The sequence below is a fragment of the Collinsella aerofaciens genome (genome assembly GCF_028206995.1).
GTDB classification, from domain to species: domain Bacteria; phylum Actinomycetota; class Coriobacteriia; order Coriobacteriales; family Coriobacteriaceae; genus Collinsella; species Collinsella aerofaciens_AQ.
On the sequence record NZ_JAQLFL010000013.1, the window covers coordinates 24,218 to 41,869 of the forward strand.

Annotated in this window: 11 protein-coding genes; 4 read left to right on the forward strand and 7 right to left on the reverse strand. The window is 57.7% G+C overall.

What is annotated here, in order from left to right; genetic code table 11:
- Nucleotides 1-349 precede the first annotated feature (349 nt).
- From uvrC to uvrA, 4 genes are all read right to left on the reverse strand, one after another.
- Entirely contained in the window at nt 350-2,290 is a 1,941-nt protein-coding gene (gene uvrC, locus PMX60_RS08660) for an excinuclease ABC subunit UvrC (protein WP_334203717.1), read from the reverse strand.
- 6 nt (nt 2,291-2,296) lie between these two features.
- Entirely contained in the window at nt 2,297-3,877 is a 1,581-nt protein-coding gene (gene murJ, locus PMX60_RS08665) for a murein biosynthesis integral membrane protein MurJ (protein WP_271747571.1), read from the reverse strand.
- Nucleotides 3,878-3,982: 105 nt separating this feature from the next.
- The gene (gene ybaK / locus PMX60_RS08670) at nt 3,983-4,483 is read right to left on the reverse strand and encodes a Cys-tRNA(Pro) deacylase (protein WP_006236166.1); all 501 of its coding nucleotides are present in this window, start codon (nt 4,481-4,483) and stop codon (nt 3,983-3,985) included.
- 132 nt (nt 4,484-4,615) lie between these two features.
- Nucleotides 4,616-7,495 (reverse strand): excinuclease ABC subunit UvrA, encoded by a 2,880-nt coding sequence (gene uvrA, locus PMX60_RS08675; RefSeq protein WP_196033316.1) that lies wholly within the window; start codon nt 7,493-7,495, stop codon nt 4,616-4,618.
- A 193-nt stretch (nt 7,496-7,688) separates the two neighbouring features.
- Between uvrA and PMX60_RS08680 the strand changes: the two genes are divergently transcribed.
- The 4 genes from PMX60_RS08680 to PMX60_RS08695 all read left to right on the forward strand — a co-directional run bounded on the left by PMX60_RS08680 (nt 7,689) and on the right by PMX60_RS08695 (nt 13,811).
- The gene (locus PMX60_RS08680) at nt 7,689-9,842 is read left to right on the forward strand and encodes an LTA synthase family protein (RefSeq protein ID WP_271747572.1); all 2,154 of its coding nucleotides are present in this window, start codon (nt 7,689-7,691) and stop codon (nt 9,840-9,842) included.
- 145 nt (nt 9,843-9,987) lie between these two features.
- The gene (locus tag PMX60_RS08685; RefSeq protein WP_055310500.1) at nt 9,988-10,818 is read left to right on the forward strand and encodes an Mrp/NBP35 family ATP-binding protein; all 831 of its coding nucleotides are present in this window, start codon (nt 9,988-9,990) and stop codon (nt 10,816-10,818) included.
- Nucleotides 10,819-12,090, forward strand: coding sequence for an NAD(P)/FAD-dependent oxidoreductase (locus tag PMX60_RS08690; protein WP_271747573.1), 1,272 nt, complete (start codon nt 10,819-10,821; stop codon nt 12,088-12,090).
- Nucleotides 12,091-12,170: 80 nt separating this feature from the next.
- Nucleotides 12,171-13,811: an NAD(P)/FAD-dependent oxidoreductase gene (locus PMX60_RS08695; protein ID WP_271747575.1), complete on the forward strand. Its 1,641-nt coding sequence runs from the start codon at nt 12,171-12,173 to the stop codon at nt 13,809-13,811.
- Nucleotides 13,812-13,876: 65 nt separating this feature from the next.
- Here PMX60_RS08695 and uvrB read toward each other — a convergent pair whose 3' ends face one another.
- Genes uvrB through coaE form a run of 3 tightly spaced genes read right to left on the reverse strand, consistent with a single transcriptional unit; the run spans nt 13,877 to nt 17,384 of the window.
- Complete coding sequence (uvrB, locus tag PMX60_RS08700) at nt 13,877-16,117, reverse strand: excinuclease ABC subunit UvrB (RefSeq protein ID WP_271747576.1); 2,241 nt, start codon at nt 16,115-16,117, stop codon at nt 13,877-13,879.
- 51 nt (nt 16,118-16,168) lie between these two features.
- Nucleotides 16,169-16,750 (reverse strand): lytic transglycosylase domain-containing protein, encoded by a 582-nt coding sequence (locus PMX60_RS08705; protein WP_022093787.1) that lies wholly within the window; start codon nt 16,748-16,750, stop codon nt 16,169-16,171.
- On the reverse strand, nt 16,743-17,384 hold the full coding sequence (gene coaE, locus PMX60_RS08710) for a dephospho-CoA kinase (RefSeq protein WP_117770493.1): 642 nt from the start codon (nt 17,382-17,384) through the stop codon (nt 16,743-16,745). The genes PMX60_RS08705 and coaE overlap by 8 nt, the downstream gene beginning before the upstream one ends.
- Nucleotides 17,385-17,652 lie beyond the last annotated feature (268 nt).

Sequence of the window (17,652 nt, forward strand, 5' to 3'; positions counted from 1 at the left end):
AGAGAATCTTACCCGGGAGCACCTAGACTTGCCCCCGCGCAACTTGCGGACGATATATACCTTACCTACCGACGAACCCAACTGAGGTGCCGCGCTCGGCGACCGATACATACATACGCTTGAACGGTATTTACTACCGTTCACCGAATTCATTGACAAACGATTCGCCAGACAGTATGTATCGACGAGGTGAGATATCAGTCATCGTCAACCCGCAGGATAGCAGGGTTGTTCACCATGGCTAGTCAAACGTTTTAGCGTTAATAAAACCCGAAATCGACAGGTAATCGCCGCGAAATAAATGATTGAAAATCGGCCAATCATGTATATCAGTTGTTTAGAAGCACGTTTAGTTTTCGGAACGGTTGGCCGATGCCTGGGCGCGTTCGGCATTCCATGCAACAAGTGCCTCGTGGACCGCTTTGGCGACATCGGCCGGAACGCCTCGAACTTCCGCGATCTCTTGCTCGCTCGCCGCGCGCAAACGCTTCATCGAGCCAAAATGGCGCATAAGGGCACGTTTTCTGGTGGGTCCCACGCCTGGAACGTCATCGAGTACCGAAACCGTCATGGCTTTATCGCGCAATTCGCGATGGAACGTGATGGCAAAACGGTGCGATTCATCGCGCACCTGTTTGATTAGATAGAGCGACGCGGACCCGGTCGGAAGCACGACTGGAGTCTCGTCCCAAGGCACGAAAACCTCCTCATCGGCCTTTGCCAAGCCACAAACTGGTATATCGAGCCCAAGAGCCTCAAGTTGCTTGATCGCAGCGGTCAATTGCGGCTTACCGCCATCGACAACGAGCAAATCGGGGCGCGATCCAAAGCGCTCGTCGGCCATGCGCTCGGGAGCATAGCGTCGTCCCAAAACCTCGGACATCGACACGAAGTCGTTTGCCTCGTCCAATTCGGCCTGAATTTTAAAACGACGGTACTGGCTCTTGTCGGCGCGTCCGTTGGTAAACACCACCATCGAGGCGACGGTAAAGGTTCCGTGCAGCGTCGAGATATCGAAGCACTCGATACGCATCGGCGGCGCTGGCAGCGCCAGCGCGCTTTCGAGCTCCAGGAGCGCCTGATTGGTGCGGTCGTCAGCGTACCCCGTTCGCATCATGTAGCGCATGAGGGCATGGCGCGCATTTTTGGATGCCATATCGAGCAAACGGTGCTTTTCGCCACGCTGCGGCCTATGGAGATGGCAGGAACGCTCGCGCTTGCCCGCAAGCCATTCCCCCAGCGCCCCCGCATCCTCAAGCTCGACGGAAAGGTTGACCTCAGCTGGAATATCAGCCGTCTCGTCGTAATAGCGCTTAAGAAAGCCCGACTGGAGCTCTTCCTCGTCAACATCAAGACCCTTGTCGAGAATGAACTCGCAGGTGCGAACTGTTCGGCCCTCGCGAACGACGAAGACGCAAGCGGCGGAGATGGTCTCCTCGCGATAGAACCCGATGACATCGATATCGACACTGGAGGGAAAAACGACTTGCTGACGATCGTCCAGACCCCTGATGACCTCCAAACGACGTTTGACGCGTGCCGCGCGCTCAAAGTCGAGCGCCTCGGCGGCATCCGTCATCTCGGAGGTCAGCTCATCGACGACATCCTTGCGATGGCCCGACAAAAAGCGCTCGACACGCTTGACGTTCTTGGCATAGTCTGCCGGGGAAATCGCGCCGACACACGCACCCGGGCCGCGCCCGACATGGTAGTCAAAGCAGGGACGCCCGTTTTGCGCGCAAATCATATTGACGATGTCTTCCTCGCCCTTGTGGGACTCAACGATACGGCGACAACGACGCCACTCCGCACAGGATGCGGAGCAGATGGGAATAACCTTGCGCAGCGTATCTATCGTCTCACGTGCCGCACGGCTATCGGTATAGGGTCCAAAATAGCGCGTTCCCGGCTTATGACGCTCACGCGTATATTTGATAGCGGGATACAGGTCGCCCTTTGTAATGGCGATAAAGGGGTAGCTCTTGTCATCCTTGAGGTCGACGTTAAAGTACGGATGGTACTGACCAATCAAATTGCGCTCGAGCACCAACGCCTCATGCTCGGTCTCCACCACGATATAGTCAAAGCTCGCCACCAGCTGCATCATCAGCGGAATCTTTTGACGCTCATCCTGCAGTGTCACGTATTGACGCATGCGGGCGCGTAGGTTTTTCGCCTTGCCCACGTAGATGACATCGCCCTTGGCATCCTTCCAAAGGTAGCATCCGGGCTGTGTGGGAACGCGCGAAACCTGCTCGGCAAGCGTTGGAATGTTGTCGTGACCGGCCACGCGCACCTACTTGCGACGAAGCGGCGCCGAGACCTCGGGCATCTTAAGGACGACGGCAAGGCCAAAGGTAACAGCAAGCGAGACGACACCCGCAACGCAAACATAGCCAAGAGTAATCAGAATCGAACCGCCAAGCGCCCCGACAAAGTGCTCAAGCGCCCACATGACGCCGGCGCCTGCGGCAGCACCCAGGCCACCGAGCAAAAGGCCAAAGAAACCGCCATGTAGGATAGATTTGACCTGAAGGCCACGCAGACGACGACGCAGCCACCACAGCGAACAACCGACCAAGATCACGTAGTCGACGACATACGAAAGCGCGATTGCCGGCATGCCGAAGCCCAGCACAACGCCAAACAGCAGAACCGAGCCGGCCTGGCCGATGGCAGAATACAGGCAATAGCGACTATAGGGCTTCATGTCGAGCAAGGCAGAGAAGCTCTTCTGCATCAACACGACCACGCCGTAGAGCGGCAGCGAGAGCGCCAGGTAGACAAGGTACTCGGACACCAGCGTCACGCCGGATTCATCGAACTTGCCAGCACAGTAGATCATGTTGAGCGGACGCGCGAAGACAATCAGGTACAGCGCGAACGGAATCAGGAAGAACAGCATCTGGGCGACGCCACGCGAAATGCCCGTGCGAACGCTGTCGTAATCCTTCTCCTGCGCGTCGTGAGAGAGCTCGGTATAGAGCGCCGTCGAAAGCGAGGCGGCAATCAGCGCGTAGGGCAGCGTGTACCACAGGCGCGCATAGGCGATGACGGAAGGACCAGTCTCGGGCTGGACCACCAGCGCGGCAGCGTTGGTGATAGAAGTCGAGACAAACATGCACACCGTGGCGAGCAGCGTCGGGATACCGAGCGCAATCGTCTGCCGCAGTGCGGGGTCCTTAAAGTCGATATGGATATGGGGATGCACGCCGTGCTTGCCAAGCGCGGGGATCTGACATGCCATCTGAACAAAGACACCGAGGGTCGTACCGGCCGCAATCAAGATGATGCCGGCACGTTCGCCAAACTGTGCGGACACGGGCGCAAAACCCATAAAGCTCGCAATGACGATCACATTGTTGAGGACCGGAGCAAACGTCGACCAGAAGTAGTCGCGGTGTGCGTTGAGAACGCCCGAGAACACCGAGCCCAAACCATAAAACAGAATCTGGATGGCAAAGAAACGGAACATGAACGCAGCGGTATCCATGCTGCCGCCGTCACCCGAAAGGAACGATTGCGTCCAGATAAAGCCCGGGGCGAACACGGTCCCCAGCAACGAAATGCCACCCAGCACCAAAAGCAGAATGCCGAGCAGGTTGCCCACGTACTCGTTTGAGGCCTCGCGACCCTGCTCACGCCTCACGCCCATGTACACGGGCAAAAACGCCGTCACGAGCATGCCGCCCATCACGAGTTCGTAGAGCATATTGGGCAGGTTGTTGGCGACCTGATAGGAGGACGAGAGTAGCGACATGCCGATAGCGGCCGCCATTGCCCACGTGCGGATAAAACCGGTGACGCGAGACACGATAGTCAGGATGGTCATAAGCCCGGCGGAACGACCAACCGTGGAGTAGTCCGACGAGCCCATGTCGTCAGTGTCATCTCGCGACGAAGAAGCTTCGGATGAGGGTGTCTGAGGCGCAGATTCTTTTGCAAAATGAGCTCCGCGCTTCAATTCTTCCTGCGGCATCGCTCAGTCCTCTCTCGTAATCGCGGCAACCGTCGCCCCGCAAAATGCAATTAAATCATCGGGTGCAAGCTCGAGCTGATAACCACGCTTGCCTCCCGAAATAAAAATGGTATCCCAAAGGACACATGTCTCATCAATGAGCGTCCGGTAGCGTTTTTTCATACCGACCGGGCTGCAGCCGCCGCGAACGTAGCCAGTCGCCGCAAGCAAATCCTTCACATGCATCATGGCCAAGGACTTCTCCCCCGCGGCACGCGCGGCGGACTTTAGATCGAGCTCGTCGGCAACAGGGATGCAGCACACGACATAGTCGTTGGACGGTGTCACACAGACCAAAGTCTTAAATCCTTGACCGGGCTCCTCGCCAAGCTGCTCCGAAATCGCGACCCCCAGGCCCACCGACTCATCGCCATCGTCTTCGTACGTATGTAGAACATAGGAAATGCCGGCGCTTTCCAGCTCGCGCATCGCATTGGTTTTTGGCGTCTTTACAGCCTTTGCCATGACATATCCTTTCCCTCGCATTCGGACGCAAGGATTAAGTATATGTCCAATTCGGCTGCATACGTCACTTCGGCACAGCAAGCGCCATCGAATCACAAGGAGTCGATGGCGCCCATAAACTGAATCGCCTATTTATTGAGCATCAAGTTGAGCCTGGCGCTCCCGGTCACGCCTGAGCAACGGCGCCAAAAACTTGCCCGTATAACTCTGCGGACAGTCCGCAACCTGCTCCGGTGTACCCGAAACCACGACGGTTCCGCCGCCGTTACCGCCCTCGGGACCCATATCGATCAGGCGGTCGGCAACCTTGATGACATCAAGGTTGTGTTCAATCACCAGCACCGTGTTGCCCGCATCGACCAAGCGCTGCAGTACATCGAGCAGCTGGCGGACGTCCTCAAAATGAAGGCCGGTCGTCGGCTCGTCCAAAATATAGAACGTCTTGCCCGTCTGGCGTCGATGAAGCTCCTTGGCGAGCTTTACACGCTGCGCCTCGCCGCCCGAAAGCGTCGTGGCGGGCTGGCCCAGGCTCACGTAGCCCAAGCCTACATCGTACAGCGTCTGGAGCTTGCGCTTAATCTGCGGGATATTCCCAAAGAAGGCCAGCGCCTCGGTAACGCTCATGTCGAGCACGTCCGAGATGGTCTTGCCACGATAGGTGACCTCGAGTGTCTCGCGGTTGTAGCGTTTACCGCCGCAAACTTCGCAGGGAACGTAGATATCGGGAAGGAAGTGCATCTCGATCTTGATCTGTCCGTCGCCCTTGCACGCCTCACAGCGCCCGCCACTCACATTAAAGGAGAAACGACCTGGCGAGTAGCCGCGCGCCTTCGACTCCGGCGTACTCGCAAACAGTGCGCGAAGATCATCCCACAGGCCGATATAGGTAGCAGGGTTGGAACGCGGCGTGCGGCCAATCGGCGACTGGTCGATATCGATAACCTTATCGATACACTCGATGCCCTCGATTTTCTTATACGGACCCACAGGGCGCGTCGAGCGGTGAATGGCATTCGTAAGGGCAGGCGCAATGGTGTCGGTAACTAGGGAGCTCTTGCCCGATCCCGACACGCCGGTAACAACCGTAAGCGTACCAAACTCGATCTTGGCAGTAACGTTTTTGAGGTTGTTGGCTCGAGCGCCCGTAATTTTAAGGCAGCCGCGACCGGGTTTGCGCCGTTCATCAGGCACCCGGATCATTCGTTTGCCGGTCAGATAAGCGCCCGTCATCGACTCAGGACACGCCATGATATCGGCAGGCGTTCCCGCCGCGACTACGTGTCCGCCGTTGACGCCGGCGCCGGGCCCCATGTCGATCACGTAGTCGGCGGCACGGATTGTATCCTCGTCGTGTTCGACGACGATAACGGTATTGCCGATATCGCGCAGGCGCTCGAGCGTCTTGATCAGGCGCTCGTTGTCACGCTGATGAAGACCGATCGAGGGCTCATCCAGAATATAGAGCACGCCCATGAGACCCGCGCCGATCTGCGTTGCCAGTCGAATACGCTGTGCCTCGCCACCGGAAAGCGTCGCCGAGGCACGATCGAGCGTCAGATAGTCGAGTCCAACATCGACCAGAAAACGCAAGCGCTCCAGGATTTCCTTGACGATACGGCCGCCGATAAACCGTTGACGCTCGGTAAGTTCCAAGCCCTCAAAAAACTCGAGCGACTCACGGCACGACAGGCAACAAACCTCGTAAATGGACTTGCCGCCCACGGTGACGGCGAGCATCTCAGGGCGCAAACGAGCGCCGTGGCAGCTCGAGCACGGTTCCTCGCGAATGTACTTCTCCAGGCGCGCCTTGGTGTTCTCGTTCGTCGTCTCGGCATAGCGTTCGTACAGGATGTTGCGAACGCCCGAAAACTTTGTATCCCACTGGCTACGACGTCCGTCGAGCTTTTGGTAGTCGACCGAGATCTTCGTATCGCCCAGGCCATCCAAGAATGCACGACGCACGCGAGGGGGCAAGTCCTCCCACGGCGTATCGGCGCTCACCTTAAAGTGTTTGCAGACCGCAGCAAAAATCTGCGGATAGTAGTTCGAATTGCCAAACAGGCTACCAAAGACTCCGTCGGCAATGGACTTCGAGGGGTCCTCAATCAGCGCCTCGGCATCAACGGTTTTCTTAAAGCCCAGGCCGTCGCACTCAGGACATGCGCCATAGGGAGCGTTGAACGAAAAATCACGCGGCTGAAGATCGTCAATGGAGTGTCCATGCTCCGGGCACGCCAAGGCCAACGAATACTCCAGCAGTTCGCCCTCGGTCCCCTCGGGAGCATCGCGATCGGGCAGCATGTACACGTTTACATTGCCGTGCGCCAAGGCAGTCGCCTGTTCAACAGACTCGGCGATGCGGCCCAGAGAGTTTTCCCGAATCACGATGCGGTCGACTACGACCTCGATATCGTGCTTGAACTTTTTGTCCAGATCGATCGGGTCGTCGAGCGAGCGCACTTCGCCGTCAACGCGCACGCGGCTAAAGCCCTCGGCGCGAAGGTCCTCAAACAGTTTGGTGTACTCGCCTTTTCGCCCGCGCACCACCGGTGCCAGCACAAACGCGCGGCGGCCCTCCCCCGCCGCCAAGACCTTGTCGGCAACCTGGTCGGTCGTCTGGCGCTCAATGACGCGGCCGCATTCGGGACAGTGCGGGGTGCCCACACGGGCGAACAGCAGGCGCAGATAGTCATAAATCTCGGTTACGGTGCCAACCGTCGAGCGAGGGTTTTTAGACGTCGTCTTTTGGTCGATCGACACCGCCGGCGAAAGGCCGTCGATTGAATCCAAGTCGGGTTTGTCCATCTGGCCCAAGAACTGGCGCGCATAGCTCGAAAGGCTCTCGACGTATCGACGCTGGCCCTCGGCATAGATAGTGTCAAATGCCAGCGAGCTCTTGCCCGAGCCAGAAAGACCGGTAATGACCACAAGTTGGTCACGCGGAATGGAAACATCGATATCACGGAGGTTGTGCTCACGAGCGCCGCGAATAACGATAGAAGAATCAGACATGGAAGCTCCTTGCCTCCTATTGCATCGAATCATACTGCCGATGAGTTTAGCGCACTCGACGCGCACAGATGTTCGTAATACAAGATTCGCAGACCTTTAGCTTTGCGTATCGGGTACTTTGTTTCTCGAAATACCGTGGAAAGGTTACAGTAATCTAATACTGAACTTAATTTGCCGTAACAGAGGAACGTCCATGACCGAAGATATCCCCCTTGAAATCACTTCGAGTGACATGGCCAATCTGCCCATATTCATCGCCGTCCTTATCGTGGCCGCCGTCGTCGTGCGCGTGTTTTTTTCAATCAAACGCAACGAAAAGCCACCCATTGCCCGCGTCTTTTGGTGCGCGACGCTCCTCATCCCGCTCGGCGTGGTAGCTGCATGGGTTACGAATCAATTGCTCGTAAATGAGGGCAGCTCCCTATGGGTCCTTTCTTATTCGGCACTCGGTGCTGCCGCCGTCATGCTTCTTGTCGAGCCCTTGGTTTCGGGACTTATCGACCAAACCGACCTTGCGACGGGAACGGTTGCCTGTATTTGCCGTGACATCCTTGTCATCGCCGCTGTTTCAGCGCTCTCGTTCGTTTCACTTGAAATTGCCTGCAACGAAACGTTCTATCACATTCCCGCCAACTCATTCGGGTTTTCCGTCGGGCTGCTCGCGACGGTTCTGCTCTCCCTTTATCTGCTGGGACAGCGTCATGGAGGCGTCATGGCCCTCGTGCCCGTCGTCTGTTGCATCCTTGGCATTGCCGAGCACTTCGTCATAACGTTTAAAGGCGAAGCCATCCTGCCAAGCGATATCTTGGCCCTTGGCACCGCAATGGAAGTGAGCGAGGGATACGAGTTTACCTTTACCGCCGGAATCGTAACCTCTCTCGCCCTGCTGGAGATTTCCCTGGGGCTTCTTTCGCTCATCCGACCGCGAAAGCTCCGTACGCCCACCCATGTCTTCCCCGCTATCGCCGCTAACCTCTGTGCTTTTCTGCTAGTGACCATTGTGGGGCTCTCAGGCTTTTCCAACATCGACTTGGAGCAGGCGCTGGATTTTGGATTTGACCGTTGGCAGCCCATCACCACGTATGCGTCTCAGGGTTTTATCACTTCGTTCACCGAAATGGTCAACGAGTTGCCCATTGAGAAGCCCGAAGACTATACGCCCGATGAGGCGCAGAGCATCGAGCAGGAGCTCGCCGCCGCCTACGACAGCACGTATGGCTCGAGCGAGCAGCGCGCGGCGGCCGTTGCCCAGTTCAATGAAATCAAGCCGACGATTGTTGCCGTCATGAACGAGAGTTTTAGCGACCTTTCGTGCTTTGAGCAGCTCCAGGCGGCCGGGTACACCGGCCCCGCATTCTACAACTCGCTTCCCGACACACTTGTTCGCGGCACCATGCTCGCTTCGGTCGCCGGTGGCGGAACGGCGAACTCCGAATTCGAATTTTTGACCGGAGCGACGACGGCCTTTGTCGGATTAGGCAAAATTCCCTATCAGCTGTATCAGATGAATGGCGTCAACAGCTTGGCAAAGGACCTTAAAGAGCTTGGGTATACCGCTACCGCTATGCACCCGCAAAACCCCGTCAACTACCATCGAGATAAAATCTATCAGCAGCTGGGCTTTGGAGACTTTCTTTCAATCGGCGATTTCGAAGGTGCGCCCTGTTACCATGCCGGCGTATGCGACTACGCCACCTACGACAAGATACTCGACCTGCTAAGAACCGACGAAGCGCCGCAGTTCATCTTTGACGTCACGATGCAAAATCATGGCGGTTACGACTATGGCACCGTTCCCGCCGAAGAGCTGACAAACTATTGGGTCGAGGGAGCCAGCGAGGGCGCCAACAGCGCGCTCAACACCTATCTCACCTGCATCAACGCATCCGACCGGGACCTCGAGTACTTTATCAACGAGCTCCGCAATATCGGCAGACCGGTTGTTCTTGTCTTTTTTGGCGACCATCAGCCGAGCGCCGCAACGACTCTCAACGACGAGCTGTACCCTCAGGAAGATACGGCAAGCCACGCTTACCGTATCTATCAGTCGACATATCTCGTCTGGGCTAACTATGAGATCGCCGGCAATACCGAGCTCAACGTCTACGACACCGTCGGGGCAAACGAGATTGCAGCCATTACCCTTAATAAGATCGGCGCCCCGCTCACCGACTATCAAAAGGCTCTGCTTGCAACAAGGTCAGATGTGCCCACCATCAATGTCGCCGGCTACCTCGGTGCCGACGGGCTGCGCTACGACTTGGAATCGGAGGACAGCCCCTACGCCTCAACGATCGACAAGCTGCAGCGCATGCAATACCTCGAGTTCGCCAGCAAAGTTCAGTAAGCCCGCCCATTCGCTTGGACCCATCGTATTGCAAGCACGCTCGGCCCAAATGCATCGCAAATGACTCCCGCTCGCAAACGAGGGTACAATGACGCTCGTGTCACATCACGGGGCCCCGGCCCCAACATATACAAAGGAGTCATACATGGGTTGCGAGCACGCACAGGCCGCCGGCGGACAAACGTCGCCGTCGCAATTTGAGGAGAATACGCTGTCCGAGGTCAAACGCGTCATCGCCGTGCTTTCCGGCAAGGGCGGTGTCGGCAAGTCGTTTGTCACCGGTGCCATCGCCACCGAGCTTGCCCGTCACGGCCACAAGGTCGGCGTCCTCGATGCCGACATCACCGGTCCCTCCATCCCCAAGATGTTCGGTATGAGCGGACGCCACGTCCATGCCCTTGGCAACCTCATGCTGCCTGAAATCTCCGAGCACGGCGTCAAGGTCATGAGCTCCAACCTTCTGCTCCAAAACGAGACCGACCCCGTCCTTTGGCGCGGTCCGGTCATCGCAGGCGCCATTAGGCAGTTCTGGAGCGAGACCTCATGGGGCCCCATCGACTACCTGCTGGTCGACATGCCTCCGGGAACAGGCGACGTCGCTCTCACCGTCTTCCAGTCACTGCCCGTCGACGGCATCGTCATCGTCACGAGCCCGCAGGATCTGGTCTCGATGATCGTCGCCAAGGCGGTCAACATGGCCGAGAAGATGAACGTCCCCATTCTGGGCATCGTCGAAAACATGAGCTATATTGAGTGCCCCGACTGCGGCAAGAAGATCGAGGTCTTTGGCAAGAGCAAGCTCCCCGAGGTCGCAGAACGCTATAACCTCGACATCTTGGGCACGCTTCCCATCAATCCGTCACTCGCCGAGGCCTGCGATAAGGGCGAGGTCGAGACCGCGCTGCCCGATGGCATGTTGCCCAAGGCAGTCTCTGCCGTCGAGGCCATTACCCCGCACGAGACCGACGAGGCCTAAGTGAACACGAGCGCCTTCTATGACGTCCTGGTAATCGGCGGCGGGGCTTCAGGCCTCGCCGCCGCCATTACGGCCGCACGTGCTGGCAAAAGCGTCTGCATCGTTGAGTGCGATGTCGCCTGCGGCCTTAAGCTCCTTGCGACCGGTAACGGCCGTTGCAACCTCTCCAACAAATCGATTGATCCTCAGCGGTATAACCACCCCGCATTCGTCGAATCTGTCATGAGGACCCAGCCCGAACAAGAGCTTATGGGTTTCTTCTCCTCGCTGGGCATCATGACAACCTCCGAGGAAGGCCGGCTGTACCCGCGCTCCCTTCGCGCCGAATCGGTGCGCGACGCGCTTCTCAACGTTTGCGACCGCCTAGGTATCACCTTAATCTGCGGAGCCAATATTGCCACAGCGCGCAAAGATCCCGAAGGCTGGGCACTCCAAATAAACCGTCCAGCGCGGGCGCTAAAGGCAAAAAAGCACGACGACCGAAAATCGGAGCTCCGCTCGCTTCGGAAGGCACTCGCCGATGTCCCTCGCAAGAACGAAGCCCTGCAGGCACATGCCGTAATTATCGCCACGGGCGGCAACCCCACCGGTATCGCCGATACGTTTGGCCTCCCCCTCACCTCGCTGCGCCCCATCCTCTGCCCCGTATCGGCAACGGTCGTTGGCGATCGGGCGGCACTCAAGACGTTGGATGGTCTGCGCGTCCGCGCCCGCTTGACGCTCACCCGTAACCATAGTGAGCTCTGGCACGAAGACGGTGAAGTACTGTTTCGAGCCTTCGGCATCTCGGGCGTCGCTGTCTTCAACCTCTCCCGTCGTATCCAGCGCGGCGATACGATCCTGCTCGACGTTTTCCCCGACCTCTCCAAAGACGAGCTGCTCGATATGCTCAACCGGCGCGTTGAGCTGCTCGGCGGCTTTTCGCCCCGCGATCCCCGTTGGCTCGACGGCATGCTCGCCCCGCAACTCTCCCGCGTCGTCTGCACGACGTTCGAGCAGTGCCATCCAGGCTCCAACGATGTCATCCACCTGGTCTCGATCCTCAAGCACTTTAAGTTGCTCGTCGAGGGAACAGCCGAGGAGCGCTCGGCGCAGGTCACGCGTGGTGGCGTATCTGTCGAGAGCATCTCAACACCCAGTCTACGCGCGCTCAGCGTTGTCGACGCCCCGCTTTACGTCTGCGGCGAAGCGCTCGACATCGACGCCGATTGCGGAGGCTTTAACCTTGCGTGGGCCTGGCTCTCGGGCATTCGCGCTGCAAGCAGCCTGTAGCCGCGCTGTTTATAATCAAAAACGCATTCGGGCCGTCTGGGATACCGGACGGCCTCTTTCTTGCCTCTAAGGAGACCTCGATGATCGAAATCACCCAAGTCAACGCGTCGCTCGATGAAGCCGGCGATGAAAATGCCTGCCTCATTGTTGGCAAGCGAGTCGCCAAGCGCGTCCTACGTTGCAAGGACTCCGAGATCAAGTCCATCGAGCTCCACCGCAAGTCAATCGACGCTCGCAAAAAACGAGACGTCCATTTTATCCTGAGCTTTCGTGTTGAGCTGACTAGTCCCCACCTCGAGCGAGAAGCGGTCGACAGCGTCGCCGAGCGTGACCGCTCGCGCGTACGCGCGATGGAGGACGATAAGCCTTCATTCCCCTCCCTCGTCTCCGACGCACCTCAAGAACGCCCTGTCGTTGTCGGCGCCGGATGCGCCGGCCTTTTCGCTGCGCTTACGCTCGCCGAAGCAGGTCTTAAGCCCTTACTCATTGAGCGCGGCGACCCGGCATTTCGCCGCTCGCATGCGATCGACCTCTTTCTAAAGGAGCGCATCCTCGACCCCGAAAGTAATATCCAGTTTGGTCTGGGCGGCGCGGGGACCTTCTCGGACGGCAAGCTCAATACGGGAACAAAAAATCCCGCCCATCGCCTTATCCTCGAAACCTTCGTCGAGGCGGGTGCGCCCCGCGATATTCTGTGGGATGCCAAGCCGCACATTGGCTCCGACATCCTTCCCAAGGTTGTCACCGCTATATCCCAGCGCATCGAGCAGCTCGGAGGTGTCGTCCGTTATCGAACAAAGCTCGTCGACATTCGCATCGACGCGTCTGGCGCCATCACCGGTATTGATGTCCAATCGTCCCAAGACGCCGCTTACGAGCCAATCGAGACAAAGCGCCTCATCCTCGCCTGCGGGCATTCTGCTCGCGATATTTTTGAGCTCCTTAAGGACCACAACGTGGCCCTCGCACAAAAGACCTTTGCCATGGGCGTTCGCATCGAGCATCCGCAGCGCGACATCGACCGAGCCCAATATGGAGCCTTGGCGGGACATCCTGCCCTCGGAGCAGCCCCCTACAAACTTGTTGCCCATCTTCCCAACGGTCGCAGCGTGTTCTCGTTTTGCATGTGCCCCGGCGGGCAGGTTGTCGCCGCCTCTTCCGAGCAGGGCCACCTGTGCGTCAACGGCGCCAGCCTCAATGCCCGCGACGGACGCAACGCAAATGCCGCCCTGCTCGTTAACGTCACGCCTGAGGACCTTCCCAACGATGACCCGCTCGCCGGCATCGAGCTCCAGCGTGCCTGCGAGGCGGCCGCCTATCGCCTGGGCGGTTCCAACTGGAACGCACCGGCACAACTCGTCGGAGATTTCCTCGCAGAACGCGCCAGCAAGGCGCCCGGAAAGGTAAAGCCCACCTATCCGCTCGGTGTGACCTGGACGGCAATTGACGAAGCCCTGCCGCAGCATATCGTCGAGTCGCTCCGCCTGGGACTTCCCCTACTCGGAAAAAAGCTACGAGGCTACGACCGTCCCGATGCCGTTCTTACCGGCGTGGAGACTCGTTCGAGCTCACCGGTCACTGTCACCCGAGACCGAACGTGCCATGCCGTGTCGACCCCGGGCCTCTACCCTTGTGGTGAGGGAGCTGGATATGCCGGCGGCATCATGAGCGCGGCCACCGACGGCATCCGTTGTGCTGAAGCCCTGATCACAGACCTCTAACGCACGAATTCCAGCGCGCAAAAGACATAGGCCCCGAGCTCCACAGGGAACTCGGGGCCTGTTCGCTATTTCTTAAACCGTGCACCCTGGCGTTTTCTGCCCGATGCAAACGTGGAACCCTTGCGGGCCTGCGAACGTAAGCGCTCGATCGTCTCGTCCTCAGACGCACCCTCGAGCATCTCCCGAATCTGAACGACGGCATCGCGCAGGCGCGCCGCCTCCTCAAAGTCCATGGCGGCAGAAGCGTTACGCATGTCCTCTTCCATGGTTTCGACGATCCGCACAAGCTCGTCATGCGGTAGCCCTTCCAGCTGCTCGGCAAGCGTCTGCTCGGGTGCCACCGTCTCCGGCGCGGCGCCCTCGCCGTTTTCGTCGGGTGTATAGAACGCACCGTGACCCAGAGAGTCGCCCTTCGAGCGTCCCTTCGAGCCCACAGTCTTTTCGGCCTCGGCAATAAAGCTCGAAATGTCGTTAATGGCCTTGCGGACCGTCTTGGGCACAATGCCATGCTCTTCGTTATATGCCATCTGAATCTCACGCCGGCGCTGCGTCTCCTCGATGGCCTCTTTCATCGAATCGGTCACAACGTCTGCATACATGATGACTTCGCCATCGGCGTTACGGGCCGCACGGCCAATCGTCTGAATCAGCGAACGGCGGTTGCGCAAGAAGCCTTCCTTATCGGCATCGAGAATTGCCACCAGTGAGACCTCGGGAAGATCCAAGCCCTCGCGAAGCAGGTTGATGCCAACGAGAACATCGATCTTGCCCTCGCGCAGCGTTCGCAGGATCTCGACACGGTCCATTGTCGCCGTATCAGAATGCATGTAATTGACCTTAATGCCCGCATCAAGCAGATGGTCGGTCAGGTCCTCGGCCATGCGCTTGGTGAGCGTGGTCACCAGCACGCGCTCCTTGCGGGCAACGCGCTCGCGAATCTCGTCCTCAAGATCGTCAATCTGACCGCGAACCGGACGCACATCGATCTTGGGATCGAGCAGACCGGTCGGACGAATAATCTGCTCAACGTCGTTCTGGCTAACCCGCAGCTCATAGTCGCCCGGTGTTGCCGAAACGTAGATGAACTGGGGTATCCTTGCCTCAAACTCATCGAAACGAAGCGGGCGGTTATCGAGCGCCGAGGGCAGGCGAAAACCGTGTTCCACCAGCGTCACCTTACGCGAGCGGTCACCTTCGTGCATGCCGCGAATCTGCGGCACCGTCACATGGCTCTCATCGATGATGCAGAGCATATCCTTGGGAAAGTAATCGATTAGGGTAAACGGCGGCTCACCCGGCTTGCGACCGTCCAGATGACGCGAGTAGTTCTCGATGCCGTTGCAAAAGCCCATCGTCTCGAGCATCTCAAGATCATAATCGGTGCGCTGCTGCAGACGCTGCGCCTCGAGCAACTTGTCGGTCGCCTTGAGCTCCGCCACGCGCTTCTCGCACTCTTCGCTGATCGATTTCAGAGCCGCCTTGACCTTCGGCTTCTCGGTCACGTAGTGCGATGCCGGCCATACGGGGATGGCCTCGTACTCACGAAGCATCTCACCGGTGACCTCATCGATCTCGGCAATCAGCTCGACCTCGTCGCCAAAGAACTCAAACCGCAACGGATGCTCGGCATAAGGCGGATACACGTCGACAACATCGCCGCGCACGCGGAACGTGCCGCGTGCCAGGTCATAGTCATTGCGATCATATTGAATGTCGATAAGTGCATGGATAAAGTCATCGCGCTCGAGCGGCACCTTCTTGTCGACGTTTGGAGCCAGACCCGCATAGTCCTCAGGAGAGCCAATGCCATAGATACACGAGACCGATGCGACAACGATCACATCACGTCGAGAGAGTAGCGATGCGGTCGCCTGATGTCGCAGCATCTCAACCTCTTCGTTAATCGAGGAGTCTTTCTCGATATATGTATCGCTTTGCGGCACATACGCCTCGGGCTGATAGTAGTCGTAGTACGAGACGAAGTAGACCACAGCGTTGTTGGGAAAGAACTCTTTGAGCTCGCTCGCAAGCTGAGCGGCGAGCGTTTTATTCGGAGCCATGACCAGCGTCGGCTTTCCCAGGGCCTCAATAGTCTTTGCCATCGTGAAGGTCTTGCCCGAACCAGTCACGCCCAGCAAAACCTGATAGCGGTCTCCGTCCCTCACGCCCTGCACAAGCGACTCAATGGCCTTAGGCTGGGAACCGGCAGGCTCATAGGGAGACACGACCTTAAACGGCACGTCAGAGCCTTCAACGCCAAAGCGCTTAAGTTCACCACCAACGCGTTCTACTTCAAATTCCGCCATGGATACTCCTAACTCATATATCTGCAGTATACGCAGGCGGCAGGCATAGTCCTATACGAACCGATCGGGATAGAGGGTCTTGTAGCGAACCCAGGCATTATTGACACGAATCAGATACGCCTGCGTCTCGGGAAAGGTGATTGCATTATGAAGCGACGTACTCTGCTGCGCCCATCCGTCGACATTGCCCATGCCGGCGTTATAGGCGGCAATGGCACTGTCAGTCGACCCGTTAAAATACGCTAGAAGATACGAGAGATACGCACAGCCAAACTCGATATTCGTAGCCGGATCGTTAAGGTTGTCGGCCGAATACTCGCCACCGTCGACAAGGCCCTTGGCGATCATATCCTGGGCAGTCTCGGGCATCAGCTGCATCAATCCCTGAGCACCCTGATTCGACTCGGCCTCGGGATCCCAATTCGATTCAGACTTAATGACAGCGCACACCAGATACGGATCCAGATTATGCGAAATACTGGATTGCTTTACATACGCCTCGTAGTCAATCGGATACAGCGGCTTAAAGAAAGCGGCAGGAGCATACGAGTAAACGAATGAGATAAGGCCGAAGGCAAAAACGGCAGCCAGCGGTATAAGGCGATACCACGTAAGGAAACGTGTCTTAGGCATCGGCCTCCTCCTTATCCACTACATCCCCGAACCCATGGCGCGAAAGCCATGCGTCCAGTTGTTCAAAGAGCGAGTTATCGTCTGCCGCATTGTCAATCACAGTTGTAGCGAGATTGCACAGCACAGACTCTTCGGGCTGGCAAGCAGAACGGGCATCGAAATCAGATGGCTCCATGCCACGTTGAATAGCGCGCTCGCGACGAACTGACAAAGGGGCGCTGATGACCAAAATTTCATCAGCCAAGCCAAATGCATCCTCAAAACCAGTCGGAGCAGAAACCTCGACCACCGCAAAAGGATAACGGGGAGATGAAACAGTACAACAAACCGGATCGAGAATCCTAAGCGAAAGCTGTTCAATCAGAATGGGATGCACGATGTCATTGAGCCGTGCGACCGAATCAGGAGAAGCGAAAGCTCGAGAAGCGAGGATGCCGCGGCGAATGCCGCCTTCCTCATCCAAAATGTCCCAACCGAATTCATCCGCGAGTGTATTGACGATATCAGAGCCCGGCACATACAGCGATTTTGCAAGCTCATCCAGATCGATAAGCATAGCGCCACGAGATTCGAAATAGCGGCAGGCAGTCGACTTACCCGAAGCAATATTGCCCAAGACAAATACGGTAAACATCAAGCCCTCCCTAACGCCAATGCGAGTAATTATCGCTCAAATACACTAGATGGACTCAAAATACAGCCAAACAGTAAGAGCACATACGGGGGAGCTAGGTCCCAAAGTACAACGTGTATACAACGAAAAAAGGGGGAGGCCGCGAGGCCTCCCCCTTCTCAGTTCAAGCGTACGGCTCGGTGCCGTCCACCGGTCAGCGGCGCCCTGGCCTCCCACGGGCCGACCCCGCAGTACTCTCGGCGCGATGGGGCTTAGCTTCCGGGTTCGG

What these genes read in the sequence shown, in the direction of transcription:
- murJ (WP_271747571.1), bottom strand. Translation starts at nt 3,877, where the DNA reads ATGGGCTCGTCGGACTACTCCACGGTTGGTCGTTCCGCCGGGCTTATG.
- ybaK (WP_006236166.1), bottom strand. Translation starts at nt 4,483, where the DNA reads ATGGCAAAGGCTGTAAAGACGCCAAAAACCAATGCGATGCGCGAGCTG.
- uvrA (WP_196033316.1), bottom strand. Translation starts at nt 7,495, where the DNA reads ATGTCTGATTCTTCTATCGTTATTCGCGGCGCTCGTGAGCACAACCTC.
- PMX60_RS08680 (WP_271747572.1), top strand. Translation starts at nt 7,689, where the DNA reads ATGACCGAAGATATCCCCCTTGAAATCACTTCGAGTGACATGGCCAAT.
- PMX60_RS08685 (WP_055310500.1), top strand. Translation starts at nt 9,988, where the DNA reads ATGGGTTGCGAGCACGCACAGGCCGCCGGCGGACAAACGTCGCCGTCG.
- PMX60_RS08695 (WP_271747575.1), top strand. Translation starts at nt 12,171, where the DNA reads ATGATCGAAATCACCCAAGTCAACGCGTCGCTCGATGAAGCCGGCGAT.
- uvrB (WP_271747576.1), bottom strand. Translation starts at nt 16,117, where the DNA reads ATGGCGGAATTTGAAGTAGAACGCGTTGGTGGTGAACTTAAGCGCTTT.
- PMX60_RS08705 (WP_022093787.1), bottom strand. Translation starts at nt 16,750, where the DNA reads ATGCCTAAGACACGTTTCCTTACGTGGTATCGCCTTATACCGCTGGCT.
- coaE (WP_117770493.1), bottom strand. Translation starts at nt 17,384, where the DNA reads ATGTTTACCGTATTTGTCTTGGGCAATATTGCTTCGGGTAAGTCGACT.